The following is a 24541-nucleotide window of genomic DNA, read 5'->3' on the forward strand; positions in this document are numbered from 1 at the left end:
GAACATGGCGGGCCGCCGCCTATCCGGAAGGAAACGCGTGGAAGCCAACCCTCGTAGCACCGGGCGTCTGCCGGCAGCCTTCCTGACGCCCGGCTCGTCCTCGTTCATGGACTTCCTGGGCCAGCACTCCCCGGAGATGCTGCCCGGCAAGCGCGTCCTGCCGCCCGTACAGGGCGCCATCGAGGCACCGCACGGCACGACCATCGTCGCGACGACGTTCCCCGGCGGTGTGGTGCTCGCCGGTGACCGGCGGGCGACCATGGGCAACATGATCGCGCAGCGCGACATCGAGAAGGTCTTCCCCGCCGACGAGTACTCGGCCGTCGGCATTGCCGGCACCGCCGGCCTCGCCGTGGAGATGGTCAAGCTCTTCCAGCTGGAGCTGGAGCACTTCGAGAAGGTCGAAGGTGCCCAACTCTCCCTGGAGGGCAAGGCGAACCGGCTCTCCACGATGATCCGCAGCAACCTCGGCATGGCCATGCAGGGCCTGGCCGTGGTGCCGCTCTTCGCGGGGTACGACGTCGACCGCGAGAAGGGCCGTATCTTCTCGTACGACGTCACCGGCGGCCGTTCCGAGGAGCACGGATACGCGGCCACCGGTTCCGGGTCGATCTTCGCCCGCGGAGCGATGAAGAAGCTCTACCGCGAGGACCTGACGGAGCAGCAGGCCACCACCCTGGTCATCCAGGCGCTGTACGACGCGGCCGACGACGACTCGGCGACCGGCGGGCCCGATGTGGCCCGGCGGATCTATCCGATCGTCACTGTCATCACCGACGAGGGCTTCCGCAAGCTCACCGAGGCCGAGTCCTCCGAGATCGCCCGCGCGATCCTGGAGCGCCGCCTCGAACAGCCCGACGGCCCGCGCGCCGCGCTGCTCTGATCTACTCGCCACTGACAGAAAGGGACGGATAGCCGGTGTCGACGCCGTTCTATGTCTCACCCCAGCAGGCCATGGCCGATCGGGCGGAATACGCTCGCAAGGGCATCGCCCGTGGTCGCAGCCTCGTTGTGCTGCAGTACTCCGACGGCATTGTCTTCGTCGGTGAGAACCCGTCCCGTGCGCTGCACAAATTCAGTGAGATCTACGACCGGATCGGCTTCGCCGCCGCCGGCAAGTACAACGAGTACGAGAACCTGCGGATCGGCGGCGTGCGCTACGCCGACCTGCGCGGTTACACCTACGACCGTGACGATGTGACGGCCCGTGGTCTCGCCAATGTCTACGCCCAGACGCTGGGCACGATCTTCTCCAGCGCGGCCGAGAAGCCGTACGAGGTGGAGCTGGTCGTCGCCGAGGTCGGTGCCACTCCCGAGGGCGACCAGATCTACCGGCTGCCGCATGACGGATCGATCGTGGACGAGCACGGCTCGGTCGCGGTCGGCGGCAGCGCGGAGCAGATCAGCACCTTCCTCGACCAGCGGCACCGCGACGGGATGTCGCTGGCCGAGGCCCTGAAACTGGCTGTACAGGCCCTGTCCAACCAGACCAACGGCAACGAGCGGGAGATCCCCGCGGATCGGCTGGAGGTCGCGGTGCTGGACCGTACGCGACCGCAGGCGCGGAAGTTCAAGCGCATCGTCGGACGGCAGCTGTCCCGGCTGCTGGAGGCCGACGGCGCCGCGTCGACGCCGACGGACGCGCCGTCGGACACCGAGGAGACCGAGGACGGCCAGGAGTAGCCCGCCGGCCCCGGCCGCTGACCCGGCTGCGCCCCGGACCGCCCGTGCGGACCGGGGCGCAGCCGTATACCCGGGTCAGGGGAGCGCCCAGCGGTGGAGGCGGCAGCGGTCCCGGGTGAGCCAAGTGCCGTCGCCGAGGGGGGTCGTATCGCCACCGACGGCCACCGGATATCGCACCCGCCCCCGGGCGGAGCGTCACCGCGTCGCACAGTCAGTGACGCACCGACATCGGCCGCCCCGGCAGATAGATCCGGCCGGTGACCAGGACTGCGCGCCGTCGATCAGGCACGCGCCGGCGAACTCGTCGTTGTCGCGGTCCGCCGGCTCGCCGAGGCCGAACAGCCCGGCCGGGTCGTCGGCGCCCACCTCGTGGGACGCGAGCTCGTCGCCGTCGTCGTACGCGATGCCCTCGGCGCGCCGGATGATGAGCACCCGGGACCCACCGGGCAAGAAGTCGATCACCTCGCGCATCGTCGTGCCGCCGCAATGTGCAGCCCGTCGTGGCGCGGCTCGATCCACCAGGTCGACAGCGTCGATCGGGGTCTCGGCCGTACTCGTCGTGATCGTGATCGTTCCACGGCGCGGGTCGTGGGCTCAAGGCCGCTGGGCACGGACCCTCCGGACGGGTTCAGACGGTCCGTGCGGGGGCCGACGAGCCGCGTACGACCAGTTCGACCGGGAGGTCGCCCTCCTCGGGCGGACGGCCTTCGAGGACCGCGAGCAGGGCGGCCATGCCGCGCTCGCCGACCCGTTCCGCGGGCAGGCTGACCGTGGTGAGCTCCGGCTCCACGGCGGTGGCGAGCGCGAGGTCGTCGAAACCGGTGACGGTCACGTCCTCGGGGACCCGCAGGCCCAGCCGCCGTACCGCCTTGCAGGCCCCGGCGGCCAGGATGTCGTCGTCGCACACGATCGCGGTGGGCCGTGGCCCCGGACCGCTCAGTGCCCGCTCCGCGGCCTGGCGCGCGCCCGTCACGTCGAGGGGGGCGGGGACGGTCCGTAGGACCGCGTCGGGGATGTCGCGCACTGCCGTGGCGAGTGCCCGGGCCCGTACATCGAAGGTCCAGGAGGACACGGCGGATGCGAGATGGACGAAGCGGCGATGGCCGAGCGCAAGCAGATGGGCCGACATCTGCCGCATGCCGTCGGCGATGTCGAGATTGACGTGGGCCGCGGCGCCCGGGTCGGCGGGGTCGCTGTCGAGCATCACCAGCGGGAGATCCGTACCGCGGATGGCGGTCAGGGCCTGGGCGGCCATGGAGGACGCGATCACGCCGTCGAGCGCGGCGCGGGCCGAGGCGAAGGGGTCCTTGGCCGGGCCGACGCCCTCGGGGGAGGGGTAGAGCACCACGCCGAAGCCGTGCTCGGCAGCGACGGTGGCCGCGCCCGTGTAGACGCGGGCGAAGAACTCGTTGGTGAGGGCCGGCACCACGAGCAGCGCGGTCCTGGTCCGCCCGAGCCGCAGATTGCGCGCGGCGAGGTTGGGCCGGTACCCGAGCTGCCGCGCGGCATCCCGTACGAGCCCGGCGGTGCGCTCGGAGACCCGGCCGTGCCATTTCTCGCCGAGGACGAGGGACACGGTGGCCTGTGACACACCGGCGGCGCGGGCGACATCCCGGCTGGTGGGCCGGGGGGTGCCGGCGCGGGGCCCGACCGGCGGCGACGCCTCCTGGCCCGATGCCGCGGGGTGGTCCTTGGGGGACCCGTGTGCCATCGGTGCCGTCCTCAGCCGCAAGCCACTTGTTCCGGTACGCCTCCGCGGTGGACCCGCGAACTGTCGACATGGTACGTATGACCGAGAACGTTATACGTAAAACCTCGGGTCGTGCCGGGGGAGAGGGGCGGAACATGGCCGCGGGAGCCACCGGCTACGCAGACATCCTCAAGGCGCCGCACGCGGCGCGGCTGCTCACCGGGACGCTCGTGGGGCGGCTGCCCAACGCCACCGCCCCCGTCGCCATAGTCCTGTTCACCCGCGCCGAAGACGGCAGCTACAGCCTCGCCGGCGGGCTCGCCGCGGTGTACGGCATAGCGACCGCGATAGGTCAGCCCCTCCTCGGCCGCGCCGTCGACCTGCACGGACAGCCGCGCGTCCAGTTCCCCGCCGCCGTCGTCTCCGCCCTCGGCATGGTGCTCCTCGCTGCCGTCGGCATCGGCGCGCTGCCAGTCGCGTACGCGGCCGTCGCCGTCGCGGGCGTCTTCACCCCGCCCCTCGAAGGCGGACTGCGCGCCTTGTGGCCCAGCGTCCTGGGCGGCGAGGACCGGGTGCACCGGGCCTACGCCATGGACGCCGTCGCGCAGGAGATCATGTTCACCGTCGGCCCGCTGCTGGTCACGCTGCTCGTCTCGCTCTGGTCGGCCGGCGCCGCCCTCCTCGTCATCAACGTCATCGGCGTCCTCGGCGCGCTTTCCGTCGTAGTTTCCGAACCCTCCCGCGGCTGGTGCTCGGCACCCCGGGATGCCCACTGGCTGGGCGCGCTGCGCTCGCCCGGCCTGCTCGCGCTCCTCGGGTCCTTCTTCTTCGTCGGCCTCGCGCTCGGCTCGATCACCGTCGCCGGAGTCGCGTACGCCGACGACCACGGCCGTGAGTCGGTGTACGGCTGGCTGATGGCGGCGCTCGGCCTCGGCGCGCTCATCGGCGGCACGGCCTACGGCGCCCGCCAGTGGGCCGGCGCCCCCGAACGCCGCCTCCGCGTCATCGTCGCCCTGCTCGCGCTCGGCTATCTGCCGCTCGCGCTCACCCCCGGTGTGGTCGCCATGACCGCGCTCACCGCCCTCTCCGGGCTCTTCCTCGCGCCCGCGATCGCCTGCGCCTTCATCGTCGTCGACCGGCACGCCCCGAGTGGCACCGTCACCGAGGCGTTCTCCTGGCTCGTCACCACGTTCGGCGTCGGCGCCGCGGCCGGAACCGCCCTCGCGGGCCCGGCGGTCGAGCTCGGCGGCACCGCCTGGAGCTTCGCCGTCGCGGGAGCCGGAGGCATCGCCGCACTTCTGGTCCTGACTGCCACTCAGCGGCTCCTCGCAGTTCCCGGCAGTACCAAGGACATCGCAGGCTCATCGGAAAATGATCGAAACGGTGCTGCCGAACCCGGTTTCAGCTCAGGCCGTGAGGCGTAATGTTCAGACATGGACCGCCGCATTTTCGGGCTGGAGAACGAGTACGGCGTCACGTGCACGTTCAGGGGACAGCGCCGACTGTCACCTGACGAAGTGGCGCGCTACCTCTTCCGCCGTGTTGTCTCATGGGGCCGCAGCAGCAATGTCTTTCTGCGGAACGGCGCCCGCCTCTACCTCGACGTGGGTTCGCATCCGGAATACGCAACTCCCGAATGCGACAACGTGACCGAACTGGTCACCCACGACAAGGCCGGCGAGCGCATTCTCGAAGGCCTGCTCGTCGACGCCGAACGCCGCCTGCACGAGGAGGGAATCGCGGGCGACGTCTATCTCTTCAAGAACAACACCGACTCGGCGGGAAACTCCTATGGCTGCCACGAGAACTATCTCGTCGCCCGCCACGGAGAGTTCTCCAGGCTGGCGGACATTCTCATTCCGTTCCTGGTCACCCGTCAGCTGCTGTGCGGCGCGGGCAAGGTGCTGCAGACCCCGCGCGGCGCGGTCTACTGCGTCAGCCAGCGCGCCGAGCACATCTGGGAGGGTGTCAGCTCCGCCACCACCCGCTCGCGCCCGATCATCAACACCCGCGACGAGCCGCACGCCGACGCCGAGCGCTACCGCCGCCTCCACGTCATCGTCGGCGACTCGAACATGTCCGAGACGACGATGCTGCTGAAGGTCGGCGCGACCGATCTCGTACTGCGCATGATCGAGGCGGGCACCGTGATGCGCGATCTGACCCTGGAGAACCCGATCCGGGCGATCCGCGAGGTCAGCCACGACATCACCGGCCAGCGCAAGGTGCGTCTGGCCAGCGGCCGCGAGGCCTCCGCCCTCGAAGTCCAGCGCGAGTACTACGAAAAGGCCGTGGACTTCGTTGAGCGGCGCGGGATCCGCACCGGCATCGTCGAGCAGGTCCTGGAGCTGTGGGGCCGCACGCTCGACGCGATCGATGCCGAGGACCTCGACCGGATCGGCACCGAGATCGACTGGGTCATGAAGTACAAGCTCATCGAGCGCTACCGCGCCAAGCACAACATGACCATGTCGCATCCGCGAGTCGCCCAGATAGACCTCGCGTACCACGACATCCACCGCAGGCGCGGGCTGTACTACCTGCTGGAACGCAAGGGCCAGGCTGCCCGGATCTGCAACGACCTGAAGATCTTCGAGGGCAAGTCCGTGCCCCCGCAGACCACCCGGGCGCGGCTGCGCGGCGACTTCATCCGCCGGGCGCAGGAGCAGCGGCGGGACTTCACCGTCGACTGGGTGCACCTCAAGCTCAACGACCAGGCGCAGCGCACCGTGCTGTGCAAGGACCCCTTCCGGTCGGTTGACGACCGGGTGGAGAAGCTCATCGCCGGCATGTAGTCGGCTGTTGGGTCGGCTGCCCGGTGTCCGGGGACGTTTTCCGTCCCGGGACACCGGGCGGCCTTTTGTGTGAGAGACATGTCACGCGGAGGGGCGTACCGAAGACGTCCGGAATCTCCCATTCCGGGAGGGAGTCGGCACGGGAGCTGCGGCCGAAAAGTTGCTAATGGTGCAAACGGGACTGTGGGGCCTCTAGCGCGGCGCGTGGATCAGCGCGCGCCATTTTCGTGCGGGGGAGCGCCGGGAGAGGCCAGGCTCCAGAAAAGCCGTTGCTAGCGTCGCCGCACCGTCAATCCGCTTGCGGAAAGCGCTCGTTCTAGGCGTGGCCGGGACCGTACTGGCACAGCCGGGCTTCCTACAGCTACAGCAGCGTGATGGGTTCCGCGCCCGGCTACGCCTCGACCCAGAAGGTGGGCAGTCGGCACACGGGCGGAACGCTCTACCTTTCCAACCGCTTCCGCTGGGTGAACGCCAGCCAGGACATCAGCGCCCAGAGAAGGCCTCGGTCATGACGGCCATCGGCATGGGAACGCGGCGCAATCTCGACAGCGATGACATCGCCGGCGTCAAAGCCCTTTACTGAGCGGGGGAGACGAACATGAATGGTGCGAAGCGCTTGCGAGCCCGCGCGGGTACGGCGACGGTTCTCGCGGTCATGGCCCTGAGTGTCTCCACGGGCTCCGGAGCCGGGAATTCGACCCGGGCGGACGCCCCGAAGGCCGATTCCCAGAACGCCTCCGAGGCCCGGGTCATCGAGGGACACGCCTGCAAGGTGGACAGCGACCCGGCCGCGGCGGTCGGGTTCCCGCTGAACGAGAACGTGTTCGAGGGGACCGTCGTCTCGCACGCCCTGACGTGCATGTGACGGACAAGCTTGACGACGGGGCCACGTTCGAGGCCGTCTACACCCCGGTGGTCGTGCGCGTGGACACGGTCCACAAGGGCAGTCTGAAGGCCGGATCGGAAATCGTCGTGCGCTCCATGGGCGGCGTAGCGGACGGTGTGAAGTATGTGACCGAGGAGGCCCCGGCCAAGGGAGCTTCGCCAAGGGCCACGAGCTTCTCGTCTTCGCCGGCCGCAAGGAAGCGGTGGAGTCGGAGTCCACCCCGGCCGTCACGCCGCACTTCGTGTACCTGGAGTCGGGCTCGAAGCTGGTCGACGTGACCTATGCCTCCGGCACGGCTGACGGCAGCATGGCCAGCGAGCTGAGCAAGGCGGCGTTCAACGTCAAGCTCCGTTCGCTGAAGGCCTCTTCCTGACCGTACAGTGCCCGATTTCCCGCCCCTTGGCCCCGGTGTGGCCGAGGGGCGGGCCCATCCTGAACCCTGGTCCGGTTCACGCCCGGCCCGGGGCCTGAACCGGACCGTCCTGTGATGCGAACGGTCGATGGCTGAGCGGACGGCACGCCGTAGAGTGGCGGCCATTGCCCATGGCCTCGACTCCCAGTTGGACTGATGAACTACAACACCAAGCGACGTATCGCCTCCCTGCTGGCCGTGCCCGCCCTGCTGTTCACCGGCGCGTGTGGGTCGGACTCATCGAACAAGCCGGTGGCAGGTGTGGCCGAGGTCAAGGGGAAGTTCGGGGACAAGCCCGAGATCTCCGTGCCCAAGGATGCAAAACCCACTGACAAGACCGTCGTCAAGACCGTCTCCGAGGGCAGCGGAACGGAGGCCAAGAAGGGCGACTTCGTCCGTCTGGACTACTCCGTGCGGAAGTGGGACGACCCGGCCGACCTCGGCGGCACCTGGGCGGCACAGGGCGGCGACAAGCAGCCGCACCGCCAGCCCGTGGAGCGTGTGGGCCAGCAGAGCCAGCAGCTGCCCCCGAAGGTCCTCGACTCCCTCTCCGGTCAGAAGGCGGGCAGCCGGGTCCTGATCCAGGGCACCGCGGGTGATCTGATCGGCCAGGGTCTGAACCCCCAGTCGGGCCTCACCGCGAAGGACACCTTGGTCTGGGTCGTCGACCTGGCCGCGGTGGCGACGGTCGCCCCCAACGCCGAGGTCAAGGGCGCGCAGGCGGCGCCCGCGGCGGGCATGCCCACGGTGAAGGCCGAGTCCGGGAAGGCGGCCACCATCACGATCCCCAAGGGCGCCAAATCCCCGGCCGAGATGAAGGAGCAGGTGCTGATCAAGGGATCCGGCCCGAAGATCGAGGCCGGTCAGGGCCTGATCGGCCAGTACACCGGGGTCAAGTGGGAGGACGGCAAGAAGTTCGACTCCTCCTGGGACCACGGTGGCGCCATCGGCTTCCAGCTGGGCACCGGATCCGTGGTGCCGGGCTGGGACAAGGGCCTGGTCGGCAAGAATGTCGGCGACCGGGTCCTGCTGGTGATCCCGCCCTCGCTCGCCTACGGCGCGGACCCGTCCCACGAGCTCGCCAAGAACACGCTGGTCTTCGTCGTCGACATCGTCGGCGCCGTCTGACCGCTTGATCTGTGAGACTGTCCCGGTTGCCCCATTCATCATCTAGAGGAGCAGTTCAGTGAGCATCGAGAAGCCCGAGATCGACTTCCCGGGTGGCGAGCCGCCGGCCGACCTGGAGATCAAGGACATCTGGGAGGGTGACGGCCCGGTGGCCAAGGCGGGCGACACCGTCTCCGTCCACTACGTCGGTGTGGCCTTCTCCACCGGCGAGGAGTTCGACGCGTCCTGGAACCGCGGCACTCCCCTGCAGTTCCAGCTCGGCGTCGGCCAGGTCATCTCCGGCTGGGACCAGGGCGTGCAGGGCATGAAGGTCGGCGGCCGTCGCCAGCTGACCATCCCCGCGCACCTCGCGTACGGCGACCGCGGCGCCGGTGGCCGTATCGCTCCCGGTGAGACGCTGATCTTCGTCTGTGACCTGGTCGCCGTCTGACCACGTACGGACAGTGAACGAGGGCCCATGCCTTGTGGCATGGGCCCTCGGCTTTTGCCCCGACGCTCCGGAGCGGTACGGTCAACGATCGGAAGCACTGTGAGGAAGGGCGTCGATGGCCATTGCCAAGGCCGAGCGGCTGATGAATCTGGCGCTGTGCCTGCTGGGGACCCGCCGCCCGCTCAGCAAGCGCGAACTGCGCGGATCCATCGAGGCCTACCTCGAGGCCGGTTCCGACGACTCCTTCAACCGGATGTTCGAGCGCGACAAGGATGATCTGCGCGAACTCGGCCTGGTCATCGAGACGGTGGAGAACCTCGACGGCGACACCGGCTATCTCGCCCGCCGCGACTCCAACCGGCTGCCCGCCATCACGCTCGATGCCGAGGAGGCCGCCGCGCTCGGCCTCGCCGCCAAGGTCTGGCAGCAGGCGCGGCTCGCCGGAGCCGCCACCGGCGCCCTGCAGAAGCTGCGCGCGGCCGGTATGCCCGAGGCCGAGGATTCCTACGAGGCGCACCACAGTGCACTCGAACCCCGCATCCCCGTCCATGAGGCCGCCTTCGAGCCTTTGATGCTCGCCTGCCGCGACCGCCGCCCGGTCATCTTCGACTACCGCAAGGCGAACGCCGCGCGCCCCGAGTCGCGCCATGTCGAGCCATGGACGCTCGAGTGCTGGCGCGGCCACTGGTATCTGGCGGGCTGGGACCGGGACCGCGGTGCCGAGCGGGTCTTCCGGCTGTCCCGCATCACCGGCCGCGTCCGCTCGCGCGCCGGCTCCTTCACCGCGCCCGTGCCCGACGTCGTCACCGTCCGGGAGACCGTCGAGAGCTGGGCCGGGGAGACCGCGACCCGCTCCGCGCGGATCCGGCTGCGCACCGGCTGCGGCTATCCGCTGCGGTCCAGGGCGCAGTCGATACAGGAACTGGGCGAGGGCTGGGACGAGTTGGAGATTCCGTACGGACACGGGCTGGACGCCTGGCTCGTGGAGTTCGGCCCGGACGTCGTCGTACTGGAGCCCGCGGATCTGCGGGCCGATGTGGTGGACCGGCTGCGCGCCGTGGCCAAGGGCTGAGGGGGACTCGTACATCCATGGCCGCCAATGCCATTGACCAGACCCGGCGGATGCTCTCGCTGGTGACCTATCTGCGGGAGCGTCCCGGCGCGCGCGTCGGCGACGTCGCCCGCGCCTTCGGGATCACCGAGGACGAGCTGATCGCCGACCTCGACGTACTGCCGATGTGCGGGACGAGCTTCCGCGGCGGCGATCTGCTCGACATCGACACCGACGGTGAGCGCATCTGGTGGCACAACCCCGACGATGTCGCCGAGCCGCTGCGGCTCGCTGCCGACGAGGCGACCGCGCTGCTGGTCGCCGCGCGCGCGGTGGCCACGCTGCCGGGGCTGCGCGAGGGCGACCGGGATGCGCTGCTGCGGGCCACCGCCAAGCTGGAGGCCGCGGCGGGCGAGGCGGCGGGTGCGAGCTCCCGGCTGTCGGTGACCTTCGAGTCCGAGGGCGGCGTCTTCGCCGACGTCGACCGGGCGATCTCGGAGCGGCGGCGCCTGTGGCTGAAGTACTACTCGCCCGCGCGCGACGAGCTCACCGAGCGGGAGGTCGACCCGATCCGGCTCTTCGCCGTGGGACATACGTATATGGAGGCCTGGTGCCGTCTCTCCGAGGCGCGCAGGACCTTCCGCCTCGACCGGGTGGCGGAGATCAGGCTGCTGGACGCGCACGCGGCCCCGCCCGAGCTGGAGCTGCGCGATCTGTCGGAGGGGCTTGTGCAGCCGTCCGCGGACGATCCCGAGGTCGTGGTCGAGGTCGGCCCCGGGGGGCGCTGGGTCGCCGAGTACTACCCGCACGACAGCGCGGACGAGCTGCCGGACGGCGGTCTGCGCATCACTTTGCGTACGCCTGAGCCCGCCTCGCTGCGCCGACTGGCGTTGCGGCTGGGCCAGGACGGGCGGATCGTCTCGCCGCAGGACCTGGCGGACAGCGCCCGGCTGGCGGCCCGCGAGGCGCTCGCGGCCTACGACGGTCAGGATTAGGAAGGCTCGCGCCATATGTCTGTGCTGTCAGGAATCGCGGCCCCCATTGCGCCGGTCCTCTTCAAGGCCGCCTGCCCCGAGTGCCGCGCCCGCTTCGAGCTTTCGGCGGGCGCCCTGCGGCTGGCGATCGGCGCGAGCTCGCGGACCACGTTCTACTCCTTTACCTGCCCGGAGTGCGGGTCCGCGGTCCGCAAGCCGGCGGGGGAGCGCATCGTCGAACTCCTCACCGGCGGCGGCGTGCGGACGCTGCGCCTCCACTCCTCCCTCCGAGACGTCTAGGCTCTGCCCATGCTCTGGCCCATGCTCGCCATCGCCCTCGGCTTCCTCGGGATCGCCGTGCTCGGCATCCTCGGCATCCGGGTCTTCATCGAGGCCCAGCGCCTGGGCCGTGAGGTGGCCCATACGACTGAGCGGATCAACCGTGCGGCGGAGGATCTGGAGGACGCGGCGACCGATCTGGCGCGTACGGGCGAGGCATTGCGATAGGCGGGTGCACCCTGATGCGCGGGCGACTCGGGCGGTAGTCTGACAGATGGCGGCAACAGGCAATGAGGCGCTGGCCGCAACGGGAGTATGCACAGGGATTGCCTTGCGTTTACCCGTGAGAGTTACGATCGCAGCTGATCGCGGTTCGGACACCAGTCCACCGTGATCAGTAGCTCAGCCCCATGCCGCCTCGGTGAGAAGGTAGACACCAGCTATGTTCCGACAGATCGGTCCCCTCGAGATCAGTCTTATCCTTCTCGTCGTCGTCTTGCTCTTCGGGGCCAAGAAGCTTCCCGAGATGGCCCGTTCGCTGGGCAAGTCCGCCCGGATCCTGAAGAGCGAAGCGAAGGCGATGAAGTCCGAGGGCCAGCCGGCCGCCACTCCGGCCGACCCCCCGCAGGACCCGGCCCAGGCTCAGGCCGCACCTCGTACGATTCAGGCGTCGCCCGGCGATGTGACGAGCGCTCGCCCCGTGAGCGAGCCGACCGACACCACCCCCAAGCGCTGACCCCAAGGCCGCCGATCACGGCCTGCCGCACGAGATGAGGACGTGGGTTGCTCAAGCCTGCCCGCTCGAAACAGAAGCAGGAGAAGGACCCCGAAGGCCGGATGCCGCTCGCGGACCACCTGCGTGAGCTGCGCAACCGGCTTGCGAAGGCGATGCTGGCGGTCACGATCGCGTCCGTCGTGGCCGCGTTCTACAGCCAGGAACTGATGCGGATCCTGGCCTCGCCGGTCCACGCCTGTGAACCGGGGCAGCTCCAGACTGGTGGCAAGTGCGCCACGATCGTGTACACCGACCTGTTGTCGCCCTTCACCACCACGGTGAAGGTCGTCATGATGGCGGGCGTCATCGCGGCCTGCCCGGTCTGGCTGTACCAGCTCTGGGCCTTTGTGGCTCCGGGCCTGCACAGGAACGAGAAGAAGTACACCTACTTCTTCGCCGCAGCGGCCGTTCCGCTCTTCGCGGCGGGTGCCTATCTCGCGTTCGTGATCATGCCGGTGAGCATGAGTGTGCTGCTGAGCATTACCCCGGACACCGCCGCGAACTTCCTCGAGGTCGACAAGATCCTGGACTTCGCCGTCCGCATGGTGCTGATCTTCGGGTTCTCCTTCGAGCTGCCACTGCTGCTGATCATGCTGAATGTGGCAGGCGTCGTGACCGGACGCCGGATGGCCGGCTGGTGGCGCGGTGTCGTCATGGGCATCTTCGTCTTCGGGGCGATCGCCACCCCGTCCACCGATCCCCTGGGCATGATCGCGCTGGCGGGACCGATCATCGTGCTGTACTTCATCGCGGTGGGCGTCTCGCTGCTCAACGACCGGCGGCGACGCCGCAACGACCCCGACGCCGAACTCGACGACGACGAGGCGTCCGACCTCGACCTCGATCCCGAGGCCGTCGGCGAGATCGACGCCGTATCAGCCTCCCGGGCGCTGCCCGAGCAGGCGAGCGGTGAGGCCGACGGACGTTCCCACCGGCTCAACGGTTACGACGACGTCACCTGATCTTGTATGGTCCTGCCCCCAGACTCCGTCCAGGGGGCCCCAGTGACCAGCGAGATCACCCTTTTCGTCAATCCCACCGCGGGACGCGGCCGGGGCGCTCATGCCGCGCAGCCGGCCGCTCGTGTTCTGCGCGAGGCCGGATTCTCCGTCCGTACCGTCCTCGGCGAGGACGGTACGGACGCCCTGCGGAGGGCGCGCGAAGCCGTCGGCGGAGGGACTGGGGCTCTCATAGCTGTCGGTGGGGACGGGATGATGGCGCTCGCCCTGCAAGCCGTCGCCGGGACCCGGACGCCGCTCGGTGTCATCGCCGCCGGGACCGGCAATGACTTCGCCCGCGCGCTCGGGCTGCCCGTGCGGGAGCCGGCCGCTGCCGGGCGGATCGTTGCCGAGGCGCTCAAGGGCGAGCAGATCCGCGAGGTGGACCTCGGGCGCGTGGGGCAGAAGTGGTTCGGGACCATCCTCGCCTCCGGGTTCGACTCGCGGGTCAACGACCGCGGGAACCGGATGCGGTGGCCCAGTGGGCGCTTCAAGTACGACGTGGCGATGGTCGCCGAGCTGGCGGCCTTCAAGCCCATCCCGTACCGCATCACCCTCGACGACGGGGAGGTGCGCGAGATCGAGGCCACCCTCGTCGCCGTCGGCAACGGCTCCTCCTACGGCGGAGGCATGCGGATCTGCCCCGGTGCGCGCATGGACGACGGGCTGTTCGACGTGACCGTGGTCGGGGACTGTACGCGTACGACCCTGCTCAAGGTCTTTCCGAAGGTCTACAAGGGGACGCACCTCAGCCACCCCAAGGTGACCACCCACCGAGTCCGCGCGATCACGCTCCAGGCGGAGGAAGTCACCGGGTACGCCGACGGCGAGCCGATGGGAGCGCTGCCGCTGACCGCGGAGTGCGTTCCGGGCGCCGTGCGGGTGCTCGCTCCGGTACGTAACCCAGCGATTGCCGGGTGATCGCCCGTGATTGCCCCGGTCAATTAAAGATCGCACTCACTGTCAGAGGTGGCGGGTAGGCTCGTGAGCAAGATGACCGAGGACCTCTCACCCGCTGAGCGCTATGCCGCCGCCCGCATCCGCGCTGCTGAGGAGGCCACTGCGCTGGCCCCCTTCCGCGAGATGTACGAATTCGACCTGGACCCCTTCCAGATCGAGGCCTGTCAGGCCCTGGAGGCGGGCAAGGGCGTGCTCGTCGCCGCGCCCACCGGCTCGGGCAAGACCATCGTCGGCGAATTCGCCGTCCATCTGGCCCTTCAGCAGGGCCGCAAATGCTTCTACACCACGCCCATCAAGGCTCTGTCCAACCAGAAGTACGCCGACCTCGTCAGGCGCTATGGCGCGGACAAGGTCGGCCTGCTCACCGGCGACAACAGCGTCAACTCCGAAGCACCCGTGGTCGTGATGACCACCGAGGTGCTGCGCAACATGCTCTATGCGGGCTCGCAGTCGCTGCTCGGCCTCGGCTATGTGGTGATGGACGAGGTGCACTACCTCTCCGACCGCTTCCGCGGCGCCGTGTGGGAGGAAGTGATCATTCACCTCCCCGAGTCGGTGACCCTGGTGTCACTGTCGGCGACTGTTTCCAACGCCGAGGAGTTCGGCGACTGGCTGGACACCGTCCGCGGCGACACCGAGGTGATCGTCTCCGAGGAGCGGCCCGTCCCGCTGTGGCAGCACGTCATGGCCGGCCGCCGGATGTACGACCTCTTCGAGGAGGAGACCGACCACGGCGGCCGCGGTTCGGGCCGGCGCGAGGTCAACCCCGACCTCGTGCGCCTGGCGCGGATGGAGAACCAGCGCACGTACAACCCCCGCGACCGCCGCCGCGGCAAGATGGTGCGTGAGGCGGACCGTGAGCGGGAGCGGCGCCAGCGCGGCCGGATCTGGACACCCGGGCGGCCCGAGGTCATCGAGCGGCTCGACGCCGAAGGGCTGTTGCCCGCGATCACCTTCATCTTCAGCCGGGCGGGCTGCGAGGCCGCCGTACAGCAGTGCATGTACGCGGGACTGCGGCTGAACAACGAGAACGCGCGGCTCAAGGTGCGCGAGATCGTCGAGGAGCGGACCGCCGCCATCCCCACCGAGGACCTGCATGTCCTGGGCTATTACGAGTGGTTGGAAGGCCTTGAGCGCGGCATCGCCGCGCACCACGCGGGCATGCTGCCGACCTTCAAGGAAGTCGTCGAAGAGCTCTTCGTACGCGGTCTGGTGAAGGCCGTCTTCGCCACCGAGACGCTGGCGCTCGGCATCAACATGCCGGCCCGCTCTGTGGTGTTGGAGAAGCTCGTCAAGTGGAACGGCGAGCAGCATGCCGACATCACCCCCGGCGAGTACACCCAACTCACCGGCCGGGCAGGGCGGCGCGGCATCGACGTGGAGGGCCACGCGGTGGTGCTGTGGCAGCGGGCCATGGACCCGGCCGCGCTCGCGGGGCTCGCGGGCACCCGCACCTACCCTTTGCGCTCCAGCTTCAGGCCCTCGTACAACATGGCGGTCAACCTTGTGCAGCAGTTCGGGCGGCACCGCTCGCGCGAGTTGCTCGAGACGTCGTTCGCGCAGTTCCAGGCGGACAAGTCGGTCGTCGGCATCTCCCGCCAGGTGCAGAAGAACGAAGAGGGACTCGAGGGCTACCGCGAGGGCATGACCTGCCACTTGGGCGACTTCGAGGAGTACGCGCGGCTGCGCCGCGAACTCAAGGACCGCGAGACGGAACTGGCCAAGCAGGGCGCGGCCCAGCGGCGGGCCGCGGCGGCCTCCTCGCTGGAGAAACTGAAGCCCGGAGATGTCATCCACGTCCCGACCGGCAAGTTCGCAGGCCTCGCGCTCGTCATCGATCCGGGCGTCCCGGCGGGCCGGACCGACGGACACCGCGGCTTCGAGTACCACGACGGACCCCGGCCGCTCGTGCTGACCGCCGAGCGGCAGGTCAAGCGGCTGGCGTCGATGGACTTCCCGGTGCCGGTCGAGGCGCTGGAGCGGATGCGGATCCCGAAGTCCTTCAACCCGCGCTCGCCGCAGTCCCGTCGCGATCTGGCATCCGCGCTGCGGACGAAGGCCGGGCACATCGTGCCCGAGCGGCACCGAAAGCAGCGGGCCGCCGCCGCCGACGACCGCGAGATCGCGAGGCTGCGTGCCGAGTTGCGCGCGCATCCCTGCCACGGTTGCGACGAGCGCGAGGATCATGCGCGGTGGGCGGAGCGGTACCACCGGCTGCAGCGCGACACCCGGCAGCTGGAGCGGCGCATCGAGGGCCGGACCAACACCATCGCCCGTACCTTCGACCGGATCGTGGCGCTGCTGACCGAGCTGGACTATCTGCGCGGCAACGAGGTCACCGAGCACGGCAAGCGGCTCGCGCGGCTCTACGGCGAGCTGGATCTGCTGGCCAGCGAGTGCCTGCGCGCCGGTGTGTGGGAGGGGCTCAGCCCGCCCGAACTGGCCGCGTGTGTCTCGGCGTTGGTGTACGAGGCGCGGCAGGCGGACGACGCGGTCGCGCCCAAGGTCCCGGCGGGCAAGGCGAAGGCCGCGCTCGGCGAGATGATCCATATATGGGGCCGACTGGACGCCCTGGAGGAAGAGTTCAAGATCAACCAGGCGGAGGGCGTCGGGCAGCGCGAACCCGATCTCGGCTTCGCCTGGGCCGCGTACCAGTGGGCATCCGACCGGAGCCTGGACGAGGTGCTGCGCGAGGCGGAGATGCCCGCCGGAGACTTCGTCCGCTGGAGCAAGCAAGTGATCGATGTGCTTGGGCAGATCGCGGCGGCGGCACCACGTGAGGGCAGCACGGTAGCGAAGAACGCCCGCAAGGCGGTCGACGCTCTGCTGCGGGGTGTGGTGGCGTACAGCTCCGTGGGCTGAGCGGAAAGCTCCGTGGGCTGAGCGGCGATACGCACGATGGCCCGGTGCATTGTCTGTGCACCGGGCCTTGGCGTCCGGTCGGCTCCGGGAGGTCAGCCCCAGAACCTGTCCTCTTCGTCGAGGTCCTCGGTGCACTCGTCGATGTCGGTGATCTTTCCGCCGACGATCGTGAAGAAGAGCCCCTCGCGGATTTCGATGCCGTGGTCGCCCCGGTCGGCCCGCATTGTGTGAAGTGACATGGCGTGCCCGCGCCCGTCGGCCAGCACCGCTTCGAGCTGGATCTGCATCGTGCCGTCGGTCTCCTCGCCGAGCCTGCGGTACAGCTGGAGAACGGCATCAAGGCCCTTGTGGTGGCCGGAAAGCGGGTTGTTGCCCGGCACGTGATGGACGACGTCCTTCGTCATCAGGGAGCCGAGTGTCTCCATGTCACCCGACGTGAACGCTGCGTAACCCCGGCGTACCAGGGCGCAGTCCGGGTGTTCAGCCATAGTGATTCACACCTTTCGTCCCTATGATTGCCCCTTTTCTCCATCCTCCGCCGGGTGTGGAGGGCTGTCCACGCAGACGTTCACGCGGCGGACGTGACCGCGTCCCGCGTCGCAGCCGCGGGCGGAAAGGATCAACTGTTCCTGAAGGCCCGCCAGCCGCCGTACTCGGTGATGTCTTCGGCCTCGTCGAGGGCGGCGGGTTCGCACAGGAAACCGGGGACGGCGGTGCCGTCGGCGAGCTCAACCCGGCCGATCGCCATGGGGTGGGGGAGGGCGGCGGTGAGCGCGCCGAGGCCTTCCGGGGGCAGCTCCCAGATCTCAGCCTCGATCGGCTGTCCGTTGTCCGTGCCCACGTGGACGAGGCCGGGCTTGGGCGGGTCGGTGCGCAGGGCGAAGAGGCGGTAGGCCGGGGCGGTAGTGGTCGTGTCCTTGAACGTCGCACCGAGGGCGAGGAGTTGGGGGTTGAGAGGCTGGCCGGTGAGGTGGGCGCCGACGACGGCGAGGCGGGTGGTCGGGGTGAGGTTTGCCGCGATCCGGGCGAGGCGCTCGTCCGTGCCGGCCGGGCCGACCAGCATGACGCCGAACGGGCGGCCGTCCACCTCGCCGGCCGGGACTGCGACCGCGGCCAGGTCGAAGAGGTTCGTGGAGTTGGTGAACCGGCCGAGGCGGGCGTTGGAGCCGAACGGGTCGGCGGCGACGTCGTCGAGGGTGGGGTGGCCGGGGGCGGTGGGCAGCAGGAGCGCGTCCGCGTCCGTGGCGGCGAGGGCGGCCATGGCCTGCTCGCGGAGGGCGGCGAGGCGGGCCTGGTCGGCGAAGAGCTGGTGAGCGGGGATATCGCGGGCGCGGCGGATGATGGTGGCGACGGTGGGGTCGAGGACGGGGTTGACGGTGGGGTCGAGGTCGTTTGTCGCCTTGTCGATGAACGCGCCTACGGCGGTGTAGCGCTCGGCGACGAACGCGCCCTCGTAGAGCATCGCGGCGGCATCGGTGAAGGGCGTGAGGTCGAGGGGTGTCAGGTGGGCGCCGGCGTCGGCGAGGCGCGCGGCCGCGGCTTCGTACGCCTTCCCCCAGCCGGGGTCCATCGGTCCCAGCTGGGCGCTCGGCGGCACGGCGATCCGCCAGGGGCCGGGGGTGCGGGGCGCTTGTTCGCGGGCCGGGCCCGCGGAGATGACGGCGAGGGCGAGCTCGGCCTCGGGGAGCGTACGGGCGAACACGCTGACGCAGTCGAGGCTGGCGCAGGCGGGGACGACGCCGTCGTTCGGGACGAGGCCGCGGGTGGGCTTCAGCCCGACGATGCCGTTGAACGCGGCGGGGACGCGGCCGGAGCCCGCCGTGTCCGTGCCGAGGGCGATGTCGGCGATGCCGAGGGCGACGGCCACGGCGGATCCGGAACTGGATCCGCCGGCCACGCGGGTGGGGTCGGCGGCGCTGTGCACCGCGCCGTAGGGCGAGCGGGTGCCGACGAGGCCGGTGGCGAACTGGTCCATGTTCGTGCTGCCGAGCACGACGGCGCCGGCGGCCTTGAGCCGGGCGATGACCGGGGCGTCGGCGGGTGGGTCGTACGCGTACGAAGGGCAGCCGGCGGTGGTGGGGAGGCCCTCTACGTCGATGTTGCCCTTGATGGCGAGGGTGCGCCCGGCGAGGGGGAGTTGCGCGCCGGCGGCAAGTCGTTCATCGATGTCGCGGGCGTCGGCTTCGGCGTCGGCGCGCGGGCGGAGGGTGATCCAGAGGTCGGGGCGGTGGGCGCGGTCGATGAGGTCGTAGGCGGCGCGGACGCGGGTGAGGGTGGGGGCGGTGGGCATGGGGGCGGCTCCTTGGGGGTGCGGTGCGGTGCGGTGTGCGGGCGGGGCGAGCCCTCCTCAGACCGGCGGGGGCAGGTGGTGGCGGGTTCGGGAATTCGGGGTGGTAGCGGTCGCGATGCCAGGTGAGTTTCCCCTGGCCCGCCCCTTCCCGGCTGCATCCGATATGCGGCTCCGCCGCGTGAGGGGGCAAGCTCCAAGACCACCCGGGGGGCGCGGGCGCGGCAGCTTCGCGCCGCCGGGTGGGCCGCTGCCGCGGGTGGCGGCGGTTCGCGCCGCAGGGGCAACTCCGCGTCGCGAGCGGGCACCTGAACCTTCGGCCTGCGGCAGTGCTGCCGTGGCGGGCAGGCGCCAGGCGGCGGCTTCGTGCCACGAGGCGGGCACCGGCGCGGCCGGCGGGCGCACGTTATTCCCCCGACGGCGTCAGGATCAGCAGCGGCGTGCCCGCCTCCACCTGGGTGCCCGGAGTGACCAGGAAGCGAGCTATGCGGGCCGGCCACGGGGCGTGGACGCGGGATTCCATCTTCATGGCCTCCAGGGTCAGCAGAGGCTGGCCCGTCGAGACCTCCGCTCCCGTTTCGGCGTTCAACTGCCAGACCGACGCGGCGAATTCGGCCTCGAGCACCTGGCTCCCAGGAGGGACGTCCAGCTCGGCGACAGGGGCCGGAGGCGCGGTTGACGTGGCCGCTCGGGCGAATTCGCCCGAGGCTTCCCAGGCGTCACGCTCCTCGGCGAAGGCGCGTGCCTGGCGGGTGCGGAAGGAGGCGATCGAGGGTGCGTTGTCGGCGAGGAAGCGCTGGTAGTCGGCCAGGGAGAACGTCCCCTCCTCGATACGGGGCGTGAACCGGCCCGCCGCCATGTCCGCCCGTAGCTCCAGGAGTTCCTCCGCATCCACCGGGTACCACTTGATCCGGTCGAAGAAACGCAGCAGCCAGGGTCGTTCCTGCCAGCGCGACCATACCTGGGTCGTACGGCCCACGAACTGGTAGCCGCCCGGCCCCTCCATGCCGTACACGCACAGATACGCGCCGCCGATGCCGACCGAGTTCTCCGCGGTCCAGGTCCTCGCCGGGTTGTACTTCGTCGTCACCAGGCGGTGGCGCGGATCCAGCGGAGTGGCGACCGGGGCGCCCAAGTAGACGTCGCCCAGGCCCAGTACGAGGTACTCCGCGTCGAAGACCGTGCGGTATACGTCTTCGACCGAGTCGAGGCCGTTGACCCGGCGGATGAACTCGATGTTCCACGGGCACCAGGGCGCGTCGTCCCGTACGCCCGCCATATAGCGGGCGATCGCCTCCCGGGTCGCCGGATCGTCCCAGGACAGCGGGAGATGGACCGTGCGAGAAGGCACAACAAGCGCATCGGTGGGCGGGAGCCTGGACTCGATGCGGGTCAGCACGGACAGCAGCGTCCGCTGCGGGAGGATGTCGGGGTCGGTGTGGATCTGGAGCGAGCGGATGCCCGGGGTCAGATCCACCACCCCCGGCAGGCGCTGCGCCGCCACCGCCTCGGCCAGGGCGTGGACCCGCATCCGCAGGGCGAGGTCGAGCTGCATCTCGCCGTACTCGACCAGTACGTTGTCGTCTCCGCTGCGGCGGTACGTGACCGACTCGCCACGCCCCAGGATCCCGCCGTCGACGATGTCCGGGCGCGGCGCGCCTTCGGCCGTCACCGGCCTGAAGGTGACCGTGTCGCCCGGGCGCAGCTGGCCCAGCTTCCAGCGTTCGGCCTTCAGGATCGTCGCAGGGCAGACGAAGCCGCCGAGCGACGGGCCGTCCGGGCCCAGCAGGACCGGCATGTCGCCGGTGTAGTCGACCGCGCCGACCGAGTACGGCGTGTCGTGGATGTTGGAGGGGTGCAGGCCCGCTTCGCCGCCGTCCGTGCGTGCCCAGCGCGGCTTCGGGCCGATCAGCCGTACCCCGGTGCGCGCCGAGTTGAAGTGGACCTTCCACTCGGCGGCGTAGAAGTCGTGGATGTCCTCCTCGGTGAAGAACTCCGGCGCGGCGTGCGGGCCTTCGGCCGCCGCGATGTGCCAGACATCGTTGAAGGAGGGGCGGTCGGAGTGCGGGACGGGGGCGCCCGGCAGCGTTGCCGTGCCGCCGTGCAGGACGTCGCCCGTACGCAGCTGGCGGCCGCCGTGTCCCCCGAAGCGGCCCAGCGTGAACGTGGCCGCGCTGCCCAGGAAGTCCGGCACGTCCAGGCCACCGCCCGCGAAGAGGACATAGGTGCGCAAGCCACGGTCGGCGGGCGCGCCGATCGCCAGCGACGCGCCCGCGGGGACGGTGAACGCCTCCCACTGCGCGGCCGGTTCGCCGTCCACCGTCACCGGCGCGGGCGCGCCCGTCACGCAGACCGTCGTCGCGTGGCTGAAGCGCAGCGTCGGGCCCTGGAGCGTGCACTCCAGACCCGGCGCGCCCTCGTTGTTGCAGAGCGTCCGGTTCCCGAGACGGAAGGAAAGGTCGTCCATCGGCCCGGACGGCGGGACGCCGACCTGCCAGTAGCCGGTGCGGCCCGGCCAGTCCTGGACGGTGGTGAGGGTGCCCGAGGCCATGACCTCTATACGTGGCGTGGGGTCGGCGATCGTGGCCAGGGTCGCGGTGGTGTGCCCGGCGGCCCGTACGGACGCGTCCGCGAGCGCCGCCCGCACCAGGCCCAGGTTCGTCTCGATGCCGTCGACGCGCGTCGCCGCCAGCGCGGAGTCCAGCCGGGCGAGGGCGTCGGCGCGATCGGTTCCATGCGCCACGACCTTGGCCAGCATCGGATCGTACGCCGTCGTCACCTCCGTGCCCGTCTCGATCCAGGCGTCGACGCGTACGTCCGGGGGGAACGCCACGCGGGTCAGCAGCCCGGCGCTCGGGCGGTGGTCGCGGCTCGGGTCCTCGGCGTAGACCCGGGCCTCCACGGCATGGCCGCGCGGCGCGCCCGGGTCCCGTACGACAGCCGTTTCGCCCTGCGCGAGGCGCAGCATCCACTCGACGAGGTCGACGCCGTAGATCTCCTCGGTCACCGGGTGTTCCACCTGGAGGCGGGTGTTGACCTCCAGGAAGTAGGCCTCCTCGCGGGCCGCGTCATACACGAACTCGACCGTGCCGGCCGAGCGGTAGCCGATCGACACGCACAACTCATGTGCGGATGCCGTCAGTTGCGAGCGTACGGATTCGGTCAGGCCCGGCGCCGGGGCCTCCTCGACCACCTTCTGGTTGCGGCGCTGGAGCGAGCAGTCGCGGTCGCCGAAGGTGACGACCCGGCCCTGTCCGTCGCCGAAGACCTGCACCTCGACATGGCGGGCGTGCTCGACGAGGCGCTCCAGGAAGACCCCGGCCGAGGAGAAGGAGGCCGCGGCGACGCGCTGCACGCGCTCCCACGCGTCGGCCAGGCCCTCGGCGTCGTACACCGCTTGCATGCCGATGCCGCCGCCGCCGCCTGTGGCCTTGAGCATGACGGGAAAGCCGATCCGGTCCGCGGCCACCAGAGCGGCGTCGAACCCGGTCAGCAGCCCGGTGCCGGGGGCGAGCGGGACGCCGGCGGCCTCAGCGGCGGCCCGTGCGGTGTGCTTCGCGCCGAAGAGCTCCAACTGCTCGGCGGTCGGCCCGACGAAGACGATCCCGGCGGCCTCGCAACGGCGCGCGAAGTCCGCGTCCTCGGAGAGGAAGCCGTAGCCGGGATGGATGGCGCCCGTGCCGGTGTCCTTCGCGGCCTTGAGTACGAGATCGGCGTCGAGGTACGACTCCTTGGCGGGCGCGGGCCCGAGCCGTACCGCCTCGTCGGCAAGCCGGACATGGGGCGCGGAGCGGTCGGGGTCGGAGAAGACCGCGACCGTACGCAGCCCGAGGCGGCGGGCGGTGCGGATGATGCGTACGGCGATCTCTCCGCGGTTGGCGACGAGCAGTGTGTCGAAGGTCATGCCGTCGTCCCGATCGTCATCTCCACGGCGGTCGGCTCGAAGCCGTTGCAGGGGTTGTTGATCTGCGGGCAGTTGGAGACGAGGACCAGGACGTCCCGCTCGGCGCGCAGGGTGACGCGCAGGCCGGGGGCGGAGATGCCGTCGACGATGCCGAGGGTGCCGTCCTTCTCGACGGGCACGTTCATGTACCAGTTGATGTTGGAGACGAGATCGCGCTTGCCGAGGCCGTAACGCGCGCCCTCCGCGAGGAAGTTGTCGACGCACGCGTGCTGCGACCAGGTGTGGTGGCCGTAGCGAAGGGTGTTGGACTCCTTGGAGCAGGCGCCGCCGACCGTGTCATGGCGGCCGCAGGTGTCCTCGGTGACGGTCATCATCGGGGTGTGCTCGTTCGACATCAGCACGCTGCCGGTGGTGAGGAAGATGTTGCTCTGGGCGTGGACCGTGTCGGCGGCGCTGTAGCGGACAGCGGTGTCATGGGCGTCGTAGACGAGGAAGTCCACGGCCTGGTTGCCGTGCAGATCGGTGATGGTCAGCTGCTCGCCTTCGCGAACGACGGCGGACCAGGCGGCGCGTGCGGGTACGACTGTCAAGACTGGCCCCTCGCGGCAGCAAGGAAATCAGCGGTGTTGGCGTAGGCGCGGCGGCCCTCCGGGGTGGCCTCCCAGAGCGGGTCGCCGGGCGCGGTGGGGGCGGCGCGCCAGGCCAGCACCTCCAGCGGGGTGCTGACGTACTCCGGGCGCGGGTCCAGCGGGTGCGGGACGTTCGCGATCAGCACGGTCAGGTCCTGTTCCGCGCGGAGCGTGACGGAGGCGCCGGGGCCGGCCGAGCCGGTGAAGTCGAGAGTGCCGTCGTCGCGTACCTCCACGCCCTGGAAGAATGAGAGGGAGGGCGGCAGATCGCGCGGCTCCAGGCCGTTCTTGAGCGCGGCGAGCTTGAGGAGCTCGCGGCCCGCGGGGGATGCGGACTGCGGGGTGCCGTCCCCGTACCGCTGGGTGTTCCGTACGAGGGTGGACGTGCCGCACAGCGCGTCGTGGCGGCCGGCGATGTCGGCGACCAGAGTGGCGAGTACTCGCCCCTGGTCGGACAGCAGTAGCCCGCCGGCGCGGAGGTAGGCGTTCCACTGAACCTTGACCGTGTCGGCGGCGTTGAGGCGTTCCCAGGGGCGGCCGTCGACGTACAGGAGCAGATGGGCGCAGGCGTCCCCGCGCAGGTCGGTGAGGCGCAACTCGGTGCCGCGGGCGAGGACGCGGTGCGTGTAGTTGCCGCCGGCGACGGTCTCCGCCCAGACCAGATGCCCGGCCTCGCAGGGCGGATCGGGCCAGTCGGTGGCCGGCACCACGGGCATTGCCTCGGCGCGTGCGCCGTCCTGGGCGCGGGCGTGTTCGCGGGCCCCGTATGTCGTCGTCGTCGCGGTCGCCATGGCGGTG

Annotated in this window: 23 protein-coding genes; 16 read left to right on the plus strand and 7 right to left on the minus strand. The window is 70.3% G+C overall.

Annotated features, from left to right (window positions below):
- The first annotated feature begins 37 nt into the window (after positions 1-37).
- Together prcB and prcA are read left to right on the plus strand one after the other, a co-directional pair.
- A complete protein-coding gene (prcB, locus tag ACWDO5_RS16335) occupies positions 38-883 on the plus strand; it encodes a proteasome subunit beta (RefSeq protein WP_450530947.1) in 846 nt (281 codons plus the stop codon).
- A gap of 35 nt (positions 884-918) precedes the next feature.
- Positions 919-1683, plus strand: coding sequence for a proteasome subunit alpha (gene prcA, locus ACWDO5_RS16340; protein ID WP_450530948.1), 765 nt, complete (start codon positions 919-921; stop codon positions 1681-1683).
- A 195-nt stretch (positions 1684-1878) separates the two neighbouring features.
- On the opposite strand, the gene ACWDO5_RS16345 is transcribed toward prcA, so the two are convergent.
- A complete protein-coding gene (locus ACWDO5_RS16345; RefSeq protein ID WP_450530950.1) occupies positions 1879-2145 on the minus strand; it encodes a hypothetical protein in 267 nt (88 codons plus the stop codon).
- Between the two features lie 166 nt (positions 2146-2311).
- Positions 2312-3394 (minus strand): LacI family DNA-binding transcriptional regulator, encoded by a 1083-nt coding sequence (locus ACWDO5_RS16350; RefSeq protein WP_450530951.1) that lies wholly within the window; start codon positions 3392-3394, stop codon positions 2312-2314.
- A 134-nt stretch (positions 3395-3528) separates the two neighbouring features.
- Here ACWDO5_RS16350 and ACWDO5_RS16355 point away from each other — a divergent pair, with 134 nt between their 5' ends.
- From ACWDO5_RS16355 to ACWDO5_RS16420, 14 genes are all read left to right on the plus strand, one after another.
- Positions 3529-4797, plus strand: a complete 1269-nt coding sequence (locus ACWDO5_RS16355; RefSeq protein ID WP_450530952.1) for an MFS transporter — start codon at positions 3529-3531, stop codon at positions 4795-4797.
- Between the two features lie 9 nt (positions 4798-4806).
- On the plus strand, positions 4807-6168 hold the full coding sequence (gene pafA, locus ACWDO5_RS16360) for a Pup--protein ligase (RefSeq protein ID WP_450530953.1): 1362 nt from the start codon (positions 4807-4809) through the stop codon (positions 6166-6168).
- Positions 6169-6766: 598 nt separating this feature from the next.
- Positions 6767-7033, plus strand: coding sequence for a hypothetical protein (locus tag ACWDO5_RS16365; protein ID WP_450530955.1), 267 nt, complete (start codon positions 6767-6769; stop codon positions 7031-7033).
- A 223-nt stretch (positions 7034-7256) separates the two neighbouring features.
- A complete protein-coding gene (locus ACWDO5_RS16370; protein ID WP_450530956.1) occupies positions 7257-7427 on the plus strand; it encodes a hypothetical protein in 171 nt (56 codons plus the stop codon).
- A gap of 195 nt (positions 7428-7622) precedes the next feature.
- Positions 7623-8594: an FKBP-type peptidyl-prolyl cis-trans isomerase gene (locus ACWDO5_RS16375; RefSeq protein WP_450530957.1), complete on the plus strand. Its 972-nt coding sequence runs from the start codon at positions 7623-7625 to the stop codon at positions 8592-8594.
- Positions 8595-8652: 58 nt separating this feature from the next.
- Entirely contained in the window at positions 8653-9024 is a 372-nt protein-coding gene (locus tag ACWDO5_RS16380; RefSeq protein WP_389193603.1) for an FKBP-type peptidyl-prolyl cis-trans isomerase, read from the plus strand.
- A gap of 115 nt (positions 9025-9139) precedes the next feature.
- Positions 9140-10096 carry a helix-turn-helix transcriptional regulator gene (locus tag ACWDO5_RS16385; RefSeq protein WP_450530958.1) on the plus strand — a complete coding sequence of 319 codons (957 nt, stop codon included), beginning with the start codon at positions 9140-9142 and terminating at the stop codon, positions 10094-10096.
- A gap of 17 nt (positions 10097-10113) precedes the next feature.
- On the plus strand, positions 10114-11070 hold the full coding sequence (locus tag ACWDO5_RS16390; protein WP_450530959.1) for a helix-turn-helix transcriptional regulator: 957 nt from the start codon (positions 10114-10116) through the stop codon (positions 11068-11070).
- 15 nt (positions 11071-11085) lie between these two features.
- Positions 11086-11349, plus strand: coding sequence for a hypothetical protein (locus ACWDO5_RS16395; RefSeq protein WP_450530960.1), 264 nt, complete (start codon positions 11086-11088; stop codon positions 11347-11349).
- 9 nt (positions 11350-11358) lie between these two features.
- A complete protein-coding gene (locus ACWDO5_RS16400; protein WP_450530961.1) occupies positions 11359-11556 on the plus strand; it encodes a hypothetical protein in 198 nt (65 codons plus the stop codon).
- A gap of 214 nt (positions 11557-11770) precedes the next feature.
- Positions 11771-12064: a Sec-independent protein translocase subunit TatA gene (gene tatA, locus ACWDO5_RS16405; protein WP_450530962.1), complete on the plus strand. Its 294-nt coding sequence runs from the start codon at positions 11771-11773 to the stop codon at positions 12062-12064.
- 101 nt (positions 12065-12165) lie between these two features.
- Entirely contained in the window at positions 12166-13065 is a 900-nt protein-coding gene (gene tatC / locus ACWDO5_RS16410; protein ID WP_450530980.1) for a twin-arginine translocase subunit TatC, read from the plus strand.
- Positions 13066-13107: 42 nt separating this feature from the next.
- Complete coding sequence (locus ACWDO5_RS16415) at positions 13108-14022, plus strand: diacylglycerol kinase (RefSeq protein WP_450530963.1); 915 nt, start codon at positions 13108-13110, stop codon at positions 14020-14022.
- A gap of 72 nt (positions 14023-14094) precedes the next feature.
- The gene (locus tag ACWDO5_RS16420) at positions 14095-16923 is read left to right on the plus strand and encodes a DEAD/DEAH box helicase (RefSeq protein ID WP_450530981.1); all 2829 of its coding nucleotides are present in this window, start codon (positions 14095-14097) and stop codon (positions 16921-16923) included.
- Positions 16924-17015: 92 nt separating this feature from the next.
- Here ACWDO5_RS16420 and ACWDO5_RS16425 read toward each other — a convergent pair whose 3' ends face one another.
- The 5 genes from ACWDO5_RS16425 to ACWDO5_RS16445 form a co-directional block, all read right to left on the minus strand.
- On the minus strand, positions 17016-17411 hold the full coding sequence (locus tag ACWDO5_RS16425; protein WP_450530964.1) for a nuclear transport factor 2 family protein: 396 nt from the start codon (positions 17409-17411) through the stop codon (positions 17016-17018).
- Between the two features lie 131 nt (positions 17412-17542).
- A complete protein-coding gene (locus ACWDO5_RS16430; RefSeq protein WP_450530965.1) occupies positions 17543-19213 on the minus strand; it encodes an allophanate hydrolase in 1671 nt (556 codons plus the stop codon).
- A gap of 403 nt (positions 19214-19616) precedes the next feature.
- The gene (locus tag ACWDO5_RS16435; RefSeq protein WP_450530966.1) at positions 19617-23114 is read right to left on the minus strand and encodes a 5-oxoprolinase/urea amidolyase family protein; all 3498 of its coding nucleotides are present in this window, start codon (positions 23112-23114) and stop codon (positions 19617-19619) included.
- Positions 23111-23704, minus strand: coding sequence for an urea amidolyase associated protein UAAP2 (locus tag ACWDO5_RS16440; RefSeq protein WP_450530967.1), 594 nt, complete (start codon positions 23702-23704; stop codon positions 23111-23113). The genes ACWDO5_RS16435 and ACWDO5_RS16440 overlap by 4 nt, the downstream gene beginning before the upstream one ends.
- Complete coding sequence (locus ACWDO5_RS16445) at positions 23701-24534, minus strand: urea amidolyase associated protein UAAP1 (protein WP_450530968.1); 834 nt, start codon at positions 24532-24534, stop codon at positions 23701-23703. Before ACWDO5_RS16445 ends, ACWDO5_RS16440 begins: the two co-directional genes overlap by 4 nt.
- Positions 24535-24541 lie beyond the last annotated feature (7 nt).

It is taken from the genome of Streptomyces sp. NPDC000880 (assembly GCF_053599675.1).

Bases quoted from the DNA above. Each gene is read 5' to 3' on its own strand.
- ACWDO5_RS16350 (WP_450530951.1), bottom strand. From the start codon at position 3,394: ATGGCACACGGGTCCCCCAAGGACCACCCCGCGGCATCGGGCCAGGAG.
- ACWDO5_RS16355 (WP_450530952.1), top strand. From the start codon at position 3,529: ATGGCCGCGGGAGCCACCGGCTACGCAGACATCCTCAAGGCGCCGCAC.
- pafA (WP_450530953.1), top strand. From the start codon at position 4,807: ATGGACCGCCGCATTTTCGGGCTGGAGAACGAGTACGGCGTCACGTGC.
- ACWDO5_RS16365 (WP_450530955.1), top strand. From the start codon at position 6,767: ATGAATGGTGCGAAGCGCTTGCGAGCCCGCGCGGGTACGGCGACGGTT.
- ACWDO5_RS16375 (WP_450530957.1), top strand. From the start codon at position 7,623: ATGAACTACAACACCAAGCGACGTATCGCCTCCCTGCTGGCCGTGCCC.
- ACWDO5_RS16385 (WP_450530958.1), top strand. From the start codon at position 9,140: ATGGCCATTGCCAAGGCCGAGCGGCTGATGAATCTGGCGCTGTGCCTG.
- ACWDO5_RS16390 (WP_450530959.1), top strand. From the start codon at position 10,114: ATGGCCGCCAATGCCATTGACCAGACCCGGCGGATGCTCTCGCTGGTG.
- ACWDO5_RS16395 (WP_450530960.1), top strand. From the start codon at position 11,086: ATGTCTGTGCTGTCAGGAATCGCGGCCCCCATTGCGCCGGTCCTCTTC.
- ACWDO5_RS16400 (WP_450530961.1), top strand. From the start codon at position 11,359: ATGCTCTGGCCCATGCTCGCCATCGCCCTCGGCTTCCTCGGGATCGCC.
- tatA (WP_450530962.1), top strand. From the start codon at position 11,771: ATGTTCCGACAGATCGGTCCCCTCGAGATCAGTCTTATCCTTCTCGTC.
- tatC (WP_450530980.1), top strand. From the start codon at position 12,166: ATGCCGCTCGCGGACCACCTGCGTGAGCTGCGCAACCGGCTTGCGAAG.
- ACWDO5_RS16420 (WP_450530981.1), top strand. From the start codon at position 14,095: ATGACCGAGGACCTCTCACCCGCTGAGCGCTATGCCGCCGCCCGCATC.
- ACWDO5_RS16425 (WP_450530964.1), bottom strand. From the start codon at position 17,411: ATGGCTGAACACCCGGACTGCGCCCTGGTACGCCGGGGTTACGCAGCG.
- ACWDO5_RS16430 (WP_450530965.1), bottom strand. From the start codon at position 19,213: ATGCCCACCGCCCCCACCCTCACCCGCGTCCGCGCCGCCTACGACCTC.
- ACWDO5_RS16435 (WP_450530966.1), bottom strand. From the start codon at position 23,114: ATGACCTTCGACACACTGCTCGTCGCCAACCGCGGAGAGATCGCCGTA.
- ACWDO5_RS16445 (WP_450530968.1), bottom strand. From the start codon at position 24,534: ATGGCGACCGCGACGACGACGACATACGGGGCCCGCGAACACGCCCGC.